The 11742-nt window shown below is 67.8% G+C and carries 11 protein-coding genes; 6 read left to right on the top strand and 5 right to left on the bottom strand.

Annotated features, from left to right (window positions below):
- Positions 1-8 precede the first annotated feature (8 nt).
- Positions 9-434, top strand: a complete 426-nt coding sequence (locus AC1M0F_RS08430) for a cytidine deaminase (protein ID WP_480237779.1) — start codon at positions 9-11, stop codon at positions 432-434.
- Complete coding sequence (locus tag AC1M0F_RS08425) at positions 421-1728, top strand: thymidine phosphorylase (RefSeq protein WP_480237778.1); 1308 nt, start codon at positions 421-423, stop codon at positions 1726-1728. Before AC1M0F_RS08430 ends, AC1M0F_RS08425 begins: the two co-directional genes overlap by 14 nt.
- A 97-nt stretch (positions 1729-1825) precedes the next feature.
- Here the strand turns inward: AC1M0F_RS08425 and uriH are convergent, their stop codons facing one another.
- On the bottom strand, positions 1826-2770 hold the full coding sequence (gene uriH, locus AC1M0F_RS08420; RefSeq protein ID WP_480237777.1) for a uridine-preferring nucleoside hydrolase UriH: 945 nt from the start codon (positions 2768-2770) through the stop codon (positions 1826-1828).
- 80 nt (positions 2771-2850) lie between these two features.
- On the opposite strand from uriH, the gene AC1M0F_RS08415 reads away from it, so the two are divergent.
- From AC1M0F_RS08415 to AC1M0F_RS08405, 3 genes are all read left to right on the top strand, one after another.
- Positions 2851-3981: an adenosine deaminase gene (locus AC1M0F_RS08415; protein WP_480237776.1), complete on the top strand. Its 1131-nt coding sequence runs from the start codon at positions 2851-2853 to the stop codon at positions 3979-3981.
- Positions 3982-4062: 81 nt separating this feature from the next.
- Positions 4063-4509, top strand: a complete 447-nt coding sequence (locus AC1M0F_RS08410) for a PTS sugar transporter subunit IIA (protein ID WP_480238438.1) — start codon at positions 4063-4065, stop codon at positions 4507-4509.
- A 23-nt stretch (positions 4510-4532) separates the two neighbouring features.
- Positions 4533-4805: a PTS sugar transporter subunit IIB gene (locus AC1M0F_RS08405; protein ID WP_480237775.1), complete on the top strand. Its 273-nt coding sequence runs from the start codon at positions 4533-4535 to the stop codon at positions 4803-4805.
- A gap of 19 nt (positions 4806-4824) precedes the next feature.
- On the opposite strand, the gene AC1M0F_RS08400 is transcribed toward AC1M0F_RS08405, so the two are convergent.
- Entirely contained in the window at positions 4825-6516 is a 1692-nt protein-coding gene (locus AC1M0F_RS08400; RefSeq protein ID WP_480237774.1) for a phospho-sugar mutase, read from the bottom strand.
- Positions 6516-7349, bottom strand: a complete 834-nt coding sequence (locus AC1M0F_RS08395) for a purine-nucleoside phosphorylase (RefSeq protein WP_480237773.1) — start codon at positions 7347-7349, stop codon at positions 6516-6518. Before AC1M0F_RS08395 ends, AC1M0F_RS08400 begins: the two co-directional genes overlap by 1 nt.
- 170 nt (positions 7350-7519) lie before the next feature.
- On the opposite strand from AC1M0F_RS08395, the gene AC1M0F_RS08390 reads away from it, so the two are divergent.
- Positions 7520-8956 (top strand): NAD(P)H-quinone dehydrogenase, encoded by a 1437-nt coding sequence (locus AC1M0F_RS08390; protein WP_480237772.1) that lies wholly within the window; start codon positions 7520-7522, stop codon positions 8954-8956.
- 233 nt (positions 8957-9189) lie between these two features.
- Here the strand turns inward: AC1M0F_RS08390 and AC1M0F_RS08385 are convergent, their stop codons facing one another.
- Positions 9190-10959 (bottom strand): acetyl/propionyl/methylcrotonyl-CoA carboxylase subunit alpha, encoded by a 1770-nt coding sequence (locus tag AC1M0F_RS08385; protein ID WP_480237771.1) that lies wholly within the window; start codon positions 10957-10959, stop codon positions 9190-9192.
- Between the two features lie 79 nt (positions 10960-11038).
- The gene (locus AC1M0F_RS08380) at positions 11039-11686 is read right to left on the bottom strand and encodes a Maf family protein (protein WP_480237770.1); all 648 of its coding nucleotides are present in this window, start codon (positions 11684-11686) and stop codon (positions 11039-11041) included.
- Positions 11687-11742 lie beyond the last annotated feature (56 nt).

Here is an 11742-nt window from a genome sequence, read left to right as displayed (position 1 = left end):
CGAGTGTGATGGGTGATTCAATCGACTGGGGCGCGCTGCGAGAAGCGGCGACGGATGCCATGGCGAAGGCATACGTGCCGTACTCGAAGTTCCCCGTCGGGGCGGCCGCGATCGTCACCGACGGACGGATCATCGCCGGGTGCAACGTCGAGAACGCCAGCTACGGCCTGACCCTGTGCGCCGAGTGCGCCCTCGTCTCAGCCCTGCACATGTCAGGGGGCGGGCAGCTCGTCGCGTTCACGTGTGTCGACGGCGAGGGCAACACGCTCATGCCGTGCGGCCGCTGCCGTCAGCTGCTCTTCGAGCACGCGGTGCCTGGGATGCTCCTCGAGACCGTGTCAGGCATCCGCACCATCGACGAGGTCCTCCCGGACGCCTTCGGCCCCCGCACGCTCAACGAATACGCAGGGGTACCCAGCGATGACCGCATCTGACGCCGCACTCGAACCGTTCGACGCCGTCGACCTCATCCGCACCAAGCGCGACAAGGGCGAGCTGTCGACCGACGAGGTCAACTGGCTGATCGACGCGTACACGCGCGAATACGTGGGAAACGAGCAGATGGCGGCGATGGCCATGGCCATCCTGCTCAACGGGATGAGCCGTCGCGAGATCCGCGACATGACGCTTGCCATGATCGCCTCCGGCGAGACCATGGACTTCTCCACCCTCGGCAAGACCACCGTCGACAAGCACTCCACCGGCGGTGTCGGCGACAAGATCACCCTCCCGCTCATGCCGCTCGTGGCATCCTTCGGTGTGGCCGTCCCTCAGCTCTCCGGCCGCGGTCTCGGGCACACCGGTGGAACCCTCGACAAGCTCGAGTCGATCCCCGGCTGGCGCGCCGACCTCTCCAACGAGGAGATGTTCGACATCCTCCGTGACGTCGGCGGTGTGATCTGCGCAGCGGGCGCAGGGCTGGCTCCGGCGGACAAACGTCTGTACGCGCTGCGCGACATCACCGGAACGGTCGAGGCGATCCCGCTCATCGCGTCATCGATCATGTCGAAGAAGATCGCCGAGGGCACGAGTGCGCTGGTGCTCGACGTGAAGTTCGGCTCGGGCGCGTTCATGAAGGACTATGCCAAGGCCGAAGAGCTCGCACGCACCATGGTGTCGCTCGGGCAGGATGCCGGGGTGAAGACCTCAGCGCTGCTCACGAACATGAGTGTGCCGCTCGGCCTCGCGATCGGCAACGCCAACGAGGTGCGCGAGTCGGTGGAAGTGCTCGCCGGTGGCGGACCTTCCGACATCGTGGAACTCACTGTCGCGCTCGCGCGGGAGATGCTCACCCTGGCCGGGCTGCCGGACGCCGACGTCGAGGAAGCCCTCGCGGATGGACGTGCCATGGACACCTGGCGCCGGTCGATCCAGGCGCAGGGTGGCGACCCGGATGCCGAACTTCCGGTCGCGCGCGAAACCCACACGGTGACGGCTGACGCCGACGGGGTGCTGGTGCGACAGGAGGCGTTGCCGTTCGGCATCGCCGCGTGGCGCCTCGGTGCCGGCCGTGCGCGCGCGCAGGACCCGGTGCTCCACGCTTCAGGTGTCGATCTGCATGCGAAGCCCGGCGACACCGTGCGCGCTGGTCAACCGCTGTTCACCCTTTCGGCCGACGATGCAGGTCGTTTCCCGCGGGCGCTCGAGGCGATCGAGGGCGCGTACGAGATCGCGGCGCCCGGTACCGCGTTCACGCCCGAGCCGCTGGTGCGCGCCCGCATCCAGTAGGCACGCGTACCGTCCCGTTCATCCGTCACCATGAAGCGGTTTGCGGCGGTGTTCTCGACATTTGCGACGGATGAACGCCCGCCCGCAGCATCAGTCGCTACGCCGGGTCGCCCACGCGCACCAGCGCGTCGACCACGAGATCCCAGAACCGCTCCACGTCGAGCCCGACCGCGACCTGGGTGGTGCAGTCAGCCGGCGCAGGAGCACGGAAGTCCGCCACCGTCATACCGAGCGTGAGCGATCCCGAGAGTTCGACATCGAGGGGCACCCGGCGCACCTGCAGCACCGACGGGTCGATCACGTACGCCACAGCGCACGCGTCGTGCACAGGGGGAGCGTCGAAGCCCTGCACCTCGCGGTAGGTCTCGGCGAAGAAATCCAGCAGTTCACCGACGAAGCGGGCCGGAGCGGTGCCGATCGCAGCGATGCGCTCGACGACGTCCTGGGTTGCCAGCGCCTGATGGGTGACGTCGAGTCCGACCATGGTCAGCGGCCAGCTCTCGTTGAAGACGACGTGCGCAGCTTCGGGGTCGATGACGATGTTGAACTCCGCCACGGCCGACCAGTTCCCGGTGCTGTACCCGCCGCCCATCAGGACGACCTCCTTCACCCGGCCGACGATCCGCGGCTCCTTCCTGGCTGCAAGGGCGATGTTCGTCAGCGCGCCCGTCGGCACCAGCGTGACAGTGCCTGCAGGGCGTTCCATGATCGTGTCGATGATGAGGTCGACGGCGTGACGCTGATCGAGCTCGAGCACCGGTTCGGGCAGCACCGGCCCGTCGAGCCCCGACTCACCGTGGATCGACGGGGCCGTCCTCAGCTCGCGAACCAGCGGGCGGGCGCATCCAGCAGCGAACGGGATGCCGGTGATCCCGGCGACACGGGCGACCGAGAGCGCGTTCCTGGTCACCTTCTCGAGCGTCTGGTTGCCCATCACCGTGGTGACGCCGAGCAGTTCGATGTCAGGATTTCCGTGGGCGAGCAGCAGGGCGATCGCGTCGTCGTGGCCGGGATCGCAGTCGAGCAGGATGGGAGTCGGCATTGCCCAAGCCTAGATCGCGACGGGCGCGAACGGATGCCCCGACCAGTGCGCGGCACGGGGCTGAGCGGTAGTCTTGGCGGGTGACTTCTGAGAACCAGTACCAGCTTCCCAACGGCGTCGACATCGCCGCTCTGCCGAAGATCTCGCTGCACGATCACCTCGACGGAGGCGTGCGCCCACAGACCATCATCGAACTCGCGGATGCCGTCGGCGTCGACGTCCCAGAGCCGGATGCCGGACGGCTCGCCGCCTGGTTCCTCGCCCAGTGCGATGCCGGAAACCTGGTCGACTATCTCAAGACGTTCGACCTCACCACGGCCGTCATGCAGACCGAGGAAGGACTCGCCCGCGTTGCCCGCGAGTTCGTGCAAGACCTCGCGGCCGACGGCGTCATCTACGGTGAAGTCCGCTGGGCGCCCGAGCAGCACCTGGCCCGTGGCCTCAGCCTCGACCAGGTCGTCGAAGCCGTGCAGGAAGGCATCGACCAGGGAATGGAAGACGCCGAACGCGCCGGCCGCGGCATCCAGGTCGGGCAGCTGGTCACCGCGATGAGGCACGCCGACCGTGGGCTCGAGATTGCCGAGCTGGCCGTCCGCCACCGCGGGAACGGCGTCGTCGGCTTCGACATCGCCGGCGCCGAAGCCGGCTTCCCGGCCAGCCGTCACCGCGTCGCCTTCGACTTCCTCGCCCAGGAATACTTCCCGGTCACCGTCCACGCCGGCGAGGCCGACGGCGTCGACTCGATCAAGAGCGCGCTCTTCGACGGCCGGGCCCTGCGCCTCGGACACGGCGTGCGCATCGCCGAGGACATCACCGTCGAACGCAGCGACGACGAGGGCACATACGTCTCCCTCGGTCCTGTGGCCCAGTGGGTGAAGGACCGCGAGATCGCCCTCGAGCTGAGCCCGTCGTCGAACCTGCAGACCGGGGCGATCGCGGCGTGGGGAACCGACCTCGTCGACCACCCGTTCGACCTGCTCTACCAGCTCGGATTCAAGACCACGGTCAACGTCGACAACCGCACGATGAGCGGCACGTCGCTGACCCGCGAACTCAGCCTGCTCGCGGATGCATTCGCCTATGACATCGACGACCTCGAGGTGTTCCAGCAGAATGCGGCGAGTGCCGCGTTCCTGCCCCTGGAGGACCGGGAGGAACTCGCCGAGATCATTTCGGCAGGCTTCGAGGATGCCGAGAGTTACCGCCCCTGACCTGCGCGGCGATCGGGGGAGAACATGGAGCCGATACGCTGAAGCCGGTTGACCACCCCCACCCTTCGAAGTGAGACCACGATGTCCCTGCCCCCTCTTCCGGATTCCGCCATCGAGCTCGGCGCGACCGCGTCGGACTGGCGTGAAGCGGTCCGGCTCGCCGGCGCCGCACTCGTGCGAAGCGGGGCGACCCAGGACGCATACACCGAGCGGATGATCCAGGTCATCGACGAGTTCGGCGCGTACATCGTGATCGCACCGGGCCTGGCGCTCGCACACGCGCGGCCGGGCGCCGACGTGACGCGTGAGGGGCTCTCCGTCGTCACACTCGCCGAACCCGTCGCCTTCGGGCACCCGCACAACGACCCGGTGAGCGTCGTCCTCGGACTCGCCGTCACCACCCCGGAGTCGCACGTGACCTCCGTGGCGGACCTCGCCAACGTCTTCAACGACCGGGAGGCGATCCCGGCCGTCGCATCAGCCGCAACCCCTGACGACGTCCGCCGCGTGCTCAACGCGACTGAATAGTCAGCAACGAGCCGGGAGACCCCATGAAAATCGTCGCCATCTGCGGTGCCGGTGTCGGAACATCCGGCATCCTCAAGGTCAACGCCGAACGTGTGCTCCAGCGACTCGAGATCGAAGCGGACGTGACGGCGTCCGACGTCGCGGGCCTCGCCGCCGCCGCTGCTGACGCGCAGGTCATCCTGACGTCGCCCGAGCTGGTCGACAAGATCGGCAAGACCTTCGCCGACATCGTCGTCATCAACAATTACTTCGACCTCGAAGAGATCACCGAAAAGCTCGAGCGCGCCCTGGGTTGACGCCTCACGTCGCCGGGTGTCAGGCGGTCGCCGTCGCAGCGATCTCCTGCAACTCGGCCTTGACGGCAGCGAGGACATCCGAGGCCTCGCCCCGCTGCTCGATCGGGCGGTGCACGTCCAGATAGAACTTGATCTTCGGTTCGGTGCCGCTCGGCCGCGCCATCACGCGTGAGCCGTCCTCGAGCCGGAACCGGAGAGCATCCGTCGGAGGAAGGTCACCGGACCCGTCGCGCAGGTCGTCGATGCCGGAGACGGCGATACCGCCGAGGCTCTCGAGCGGCTCCGCCCTCAGGTGGGCCATGATCGCCGCGATGTCGTACAGGTCGGTGACCCGCAGCGAGAGCTGGTCGCTGGCGAAGTAGCCGAACTTCTCTGCGAACGCCTCGAGCACGCGCTCGATGGTGATGTTCTGCGCCTTGAAGAAGCAGGTCATGGCGAGGAAGTCGATGGCTGCGGAGATGCCGTCCTTGTCGCGGACAGTCCCCGGATTGACGAGGTAGCCGAGTGCCTCCTCGTAGCCGAAGATCAGGTTCGGCACACGGGAGACCCACTTGAAACCGGTGAGCGTCTCGACGAAGTCCAGCTCGTACTCCCTGGCGACGGCGGCGAGGGCCGGGGAAGACACGATCGAGCAGGCGAGCACGCCGCCGGGCTTCGGCTGTTCGGCGTTGAGGACGGCTGCGCGCCAGCCGAGGATGGCACCGACCTCGTTGCCGGAGAGCTGCCGGTACCCCTCCGGATGCGACGCGTCAGGGACCGCGATCGAGAGCCGGTCGGCGTCGGGGTCGTTGGCGACGATGAGCTCGGCGCCGGTCTCACGTGCGAGAGCGTACGAGAGGTCGAGCGCGCCTGGCTCTTCCGGGTTGGGGAACGCCACGGTCGGGAAGTCCGGGTCTGGTTCCTGCTGCTCGCGCACCGAGTGCGGGAGGGTGAGACCGGCCTTCGTGGCGACGCGGGAGAACGTCTCCCAGCCGACACCGTGCATGGCCGTGTAGACCACGTTGAGCTCGACCGGTTCAACCGGGATGCTCGCCACCGTCGCGTCGACGTATGCGTCGACGACGTCGTCGCCCGCCGTGGCGTATTCGGTGCTCCTGGCCAGTTCGAGGACGTTGCCCGAGGTGGCCACGCGCGAGATGTGGGCCTCGATCTCTGCGTCGGCGGGGGACACGATCTGGGAACCCTGGTCGGCGCCGCCGAGGTACACCTTGTATCCGTTGTCTGCGGGCGGGTTGTGACTCGCGGTGACCATCACGCCGGCGGAGGCGTCGAGGTGGCGGACCGCGAAGGCGAGCACAGGTGTCGGAAGCAGGCGGGGAAGCAGGATCGCGCGGATGCCGGCGCCCGCCATGATCTCGGCGGTGTCCGTCGCGAAGACCCGCGAGTTCCTCCGGCCGTCGTAGCCGATGACGACACTGGGCGTGACCCCAGGCTCGCGCTCGAGCAGGAACGCGGCGAGACCGGCGGCGGCCTGCGAGACGAGCACGCGGTTCATCCGGGCGGATCCCGCTTCGATACGACCGCGGAGCCCTGCGGTCCCGAACTCGAGGCGGGTGTCGAACCGGCTGTGCAATTCGTCGAGGGCCGGTTCACTGCCGCCCTGGGCATCCCGGATGAGTGTTCCGAGTTCGTCCCTGGTCTCCGGGTCCGGGTCCTGGTCCAGCCAGGCCTGGGCCACGGTGAGGATGTGGCCGGCTCCGGCGTCGTTCATCACAGTGCTGCCACGATCCGGGCCAGGAGCGCGCTGATCACCGGTTCGGCGTCGCGGCCGGCCTCGAGGACCTCCTGGTGGCTCAGCGGCGTCGACTGGATGCCCGCCGCGAGGTTGGTGATGAGTGAGAGGCCGAGGACCTCCATGCCCGCCTGCCGCGCGGCGATCGCCTCGAGCGCGGTCGACATGCCGACGATGTGGCCTCCGATCGTCTTCGCCATCTGCACCTCGGCCGGGGTCTCGTAGTGCGGCCCGCGGAACTGGCAGTACACACCCTCATCGAGGGTGGCGTCGATGCTGTGGGCCAGCGCCCGCAGGCGGGACGAGTACAGGTCGGTGAGGTCGATGAAGGTCGCGCCCTCGAGCGGTGAATCGGCGGTGAGGTTGATGTGGTCGCTGATCAGGACAGGGGTGCCAGGAGCCCAGGTCTCCTTGATGCCGCCAGCACCGTTGGTGAGGATCATCGTCGTGGCGCCAGCGGCCGCAGCGGTCCGCACGCTGTGCACGACCCTGCGCACGCCGTGGCCTTCGTAGTAGTGGGTGCGTGCGCCGATGACGAGGGCGCGCTTACCGCTCGGCAGGAGCACGGACCGGAGCGTGCCGACGTGACCCTCGAGGGCCGGGCGGGAGAATCCCTCGATCTCGTGTGCGGGGATCGTTGCCGTCGTCTCACCGATCAGCTCAGCGGCCTTGCCCCAGCCTGAACCGAGGGTGAGGGCGATCTCGTGGCGTTCGACGCCGGTCTTCTCGGCGATCTGGGCGGCAGCGCGCTGCGCGATGGCGAAGGGATCGGCGGAACGATCGTCGAGCGGGTTTCCTGGAGCGTCTGACATTCCCCCATCATATTTGCCGCGCAGCTGCGGGGACGGGAATTCGAACGGATGCCTGCGACGGGCAACATCTGAGCACGACGCGACGCTGTTGTCCCGGATCCGCGCGCTCATGCGGATCTGCCGACCGTCCGCGTTTTGGTGACGGTGTTCCGGGCTGCGACAATGGAGCAATGACCTACGAGTTCGAGCGCAAACAACGGATCGCTGTACTCGGAGGTGGCCCCGGCGGCTATGAGGCCGCCCTCGCGGGCGCACAGCTCGGCGCCGACGTCACGCTCATCGAGCGCACCGGTGTCGGTGGAGCAGCCGTCATCACCGACGTCGTGCCGTCGAAGACCCTCATCGCCACCGCCGAAGCCACCAACGCCGTCCGCGGCGCCAGCGAGCTCGGCGTCCAGTTCTTCGCCCGGAGTGCAGACGGGAAGCCGGTCAAGCCTGAGGTCACCGTCAACCTCGCCGCCGTCAACAAGCGGCTGCTCGGCCTTGCCCGCCAGCAGTCCGAGGACATGCGCTCCAACCTCGAGCAGGCCGGTGTGAGGATCGTCAACGGCGACGGCCGACTCGACGGCCGCGACGCCGTCATCGTGTCGACCGAAGCAGGTGGCCGCGGAACAGACTTCGACCGCGTCGAGGCAGACACCATCGTCGTCTCCGTCGGCGGCAGCCCCCGCCAGCTCCCGTCGGCCATGCCGGACGGCGAACGCATCCTCAGCTGGACCCAGCTCTACAACCTCAAGGCCTGCCCCGAGCACCTCATCGTCGTCGGTTCCGGCGTCACCGGCGCCGAGTTCGCCTCCGCCTACCGGGCGCTCGGCTCTGAAGTCACCCTTATTTCCAGCCGCGACCAGGTCCTGCCTGGGGAGGACGCCGACGCCGCAGCGGTGATCGAGAAGGTCTTCAAACGGCAGGGCATGACCGTGCTCTCGAAGTCGCGAGCGTCGAGCGTCGTGCGCACAGAGAACGGCGTCGTCGCCACGCTCTCCGACGGCAGGACCGTCGAAGGAAGCCACTGCCTCATGGCCGTCGGCGCCATTCCGAACACGGCAGGCATCGGGCTGGAAGAGGCCGGCGTGCAGATGACAGAGTCCGGTCACATCCGGGTCAACCGTGTCGCCCGCACGTCGATCCCCAACATCTACGCCGCCGGCGACTGCACGACCTTCATGCCGCTGGCATCCGTCGCGTCGATGCAGGGACGCTCAGCGATCTTCCACGCCATGGGCGACGCCGTGAACCCCACCGAGCTGCGCAACGTCGCGGCGAACATCTTCACCCAGCCGGAGATCGCCACGGTCGGCTGGACCCAGAAGCAGATCGAGGACGGCATCGCCCAGGGCGTGATCTACAAACTGCCGCTCAAGTCGAACCCGCGGGCCAAGATGCTCGGCATCAAGGATGGCTTCGTCAAGCTCTTCGCCCGCACCGGCTCCGGCACGGTCATCGGAGGCGTCATCGTGGCGCCGAAGGCCAGCGAGCTCATCTTCCCCCTCGCGATCGCCGTCGAGCACCGGCTCAACGTCGACGAGATCGCGCGAGCGTTCGCCGTGTACCCGTCGCTGACCGGCAGCATCACGGATGCCGCGAAAGCGATGCACATCGTCAACTGACGTCGCGTCTGCCGTGGCGGCCGTATGTCGCTGGGGGTTCGTCCGTCGCAACTGTCGACCCGTGGGTCCAGGAACCGGCATATGCGACGGATGACCGCCCACAGCGCTGTTCGGATGAACGCCGGTGTCGGTTTCATGTGTCACGAAGCGCGCCGAACGGGTCGCGTCACCGCCGTTGGTGACAGATGAGCGCGACCGCCGGCATCCGCCGACCGAACGTGATGGGGCGCCGGCTACGCCGAGGTGATCGTCAGCAGCTGGTGCCCGCTCGACACGGTCGCGCCGACGTCGGCGTTCACGTTGCCGATGGTGCCGTCCTTGTGGGCGGTGATGGGCTGTTCCATCTTCATCGCCTCGAGCACGACCACGAGGTCGCCCTTGACGACTTCCTGGCCGTCGATCACAGCGAGCTTCACGATCGTGGCCTGCATCGGCGATGCGACTGCGTCGCCCGTCGCCGAGCTGACCGTTCCCGATCCGCCGTGCCGTTTCGGAGCGGGGGCGAGCGCGCGTCCCGTACCGCCGACGCCGGGGATGAGACTCGTGGGGAGGCTCACTTCGATGCGCTTGCCTTCGACCTCGACGACGACGCTGTGCCGTGTGGTCGATGCCTTCGGGCCGTCGAACTCGCCGTCCCAGGGCTCGATGTCGTTGTCGAACTCGGTCTCGATCCAGCGCGTGTAGATGCCGAACACGCCGTTCTCAGCGGTGAAGGCAGGGTCGCGCACGATCTTGCGGTGGAACGGGATCACGGTGGGAAGGCCGGAGACCTCGAACTCGTCGAGGGCACGGCGGGAGCGCTCGAGCGCCTGCTCGCGGTCCGCGCCGGTGACGATGATCTTGCCGAGCAGCGAATCGAACGCACCAGAGATCTCGTCGCCGGCGGTGACGCCGGAGTCGAGGCGGATGCCTGGACCGCCGAAAGTCTTGAACACGTGGATCGGTCCCGGCTGGGGGAGAAAGCCGCGACCCGGGTCTTCACCGTTGATGCGGAACTCGATCGAGTGGCCCTGCGGGATGGGGTCTTCATAGTCGAGGATGCCGCCCTCGGCGAGCCTGAACTGTTCGCGCACGAGGTCGAGCCCGGTGATCTCCTCTGAGACCGGGTGTTCGACCTGCAGCCGGGTGTTGACCTCGAGGAAGGAGACGGTGCCGTCCTTGCCGATGAGGAACTCGCAGGTCCCTGCGCCGACGTAGCCGACCTCTTTGAGGATCGCCTTCGAGGCGCTGTACAGCAGGTCGTTCTGTTCGTCGGTCAGGAACGGCGCGGGCGCCTCCTCGACGAGCTTCTGGTGTCTGCGCTGCAGGGAGCAGTCGCGCGTGGAGACCACGACGACATTCCCGTCGACGTCTGCCAGGCACTGCGTCTCGACGTGGCGCGGCTGGTCGAGGTACTTCTCCACGAAGCACTCGCCGCGACCGAAGGCGGCGATGGCCTCCCTGGTGGCCGAGTCGAACGCCTCGGCGACCTCGTCACGTTCGCGGGCGATCTTGAGGCCGCGGCCCCCGCCACCGAATGCCGCCTTGATGGCGACGGGAAGGCCGTGCTCATCGACGAACGCGAGCACTTCTTCGGCTCCTGAGACGGGGTTGAGAGTGCCAGGGGCGAGCGGGGCTCCGACCTTCTGGGCCACGTGGCGTGCTGAGACCTTGTCGCCGAGCTTCTCGATCGCTTCTGGCGACGGTCCGATCCAGATCAGCCCCGACGCGATCACGGCACGGGCGAAGTCGGCGTTCTCGGCGAGGAAGCCGTAGCCGGGGTGGATGGCGTCTGCGCCTGAGCGGCGGGCGATCGACAGGATCTTGTCGATGACGAGGTAGGTGTCAGCGCTCGTCGAGCCGTCGAGCGCGTACGCTTCGTCGGCCAGCTTCGCGTGCATGGCGTCACGGTCCTGGTCGGCGTAGACGGCGACCGAGCCGATCCCGCTGTCGCGCGCTGCGCGGATCACTCGGACGGCTATTTCGCCCCGATTGGCAATGAGGACCTTGGATATACGCGACACAGTTCCCTAGCCTATTGCCCACAGCCGCGAGGTTTTTGGTCGGTGCCCACAGAAATGCCCGGAGAAGCACTGCGGATGCCTACAACGCGCCGCCGCGGTTCCACAGTGCGGTCCACTCGAATCCGAGTTGCCTGACGAGTGTGCGGAGGGTGGGGAGCGACAGCCCGACCACCGTCGATGGGTCGCCGGAGATGTGCTCGATGAACGGGGCGCCGAGGCTGTCGATGGTGAACGCCCCTGCCACCTGCAGCGGTTCGCCCGTGGCGATGTACGCGTCGAGCTCGGCATCGGTGATGTCGCCGGCGAACGTGACATCCGCCCATGCGACAGCGCCGACGGCACCCCCTGCGCTGCCGTCCGCACGGTGTTCGATCAGCCAGTGCCCCGAGTAGAGGCGTCCCGTCCTCCCGCGTTGCGTCTGCCAGCGGTCGCGCGCGGCCTCAGCGGTATGCGGCTTGCCGTAGATCACTCCGTCGACCACGAACACGGAGTCGCCGCCGAGGATCAGGCCGTCCGCGCCGTCGAGGTCTCGCCACACCGACTCCGCCTTCGCCTGAGCCAGCAGGGCGACAGTGTCCTCAGGGCTGAGCGCGGAACCGGCAGCGGATTCGGCCGCCGCAACGGCGGCGTCCTCATCCACGTGCGACGGCACGATCACCGGTTCGATCCCGCTCTGGCGCAGCAGCATGAGGCGGGCGGGAGAGGTGGAGGCGAGGTAGAGCTGCAACTTCGGTCCCTTCGGCGGTGCCGGCCGGCACGACAGGCGCGAGCGAGCGGCGCACA

The organism is Mycetocola sp. Y719 (assembly GCF_056713205.1).
This window is presented reverse-complemented; position numbering and strand designations above follow the sequence as displayed.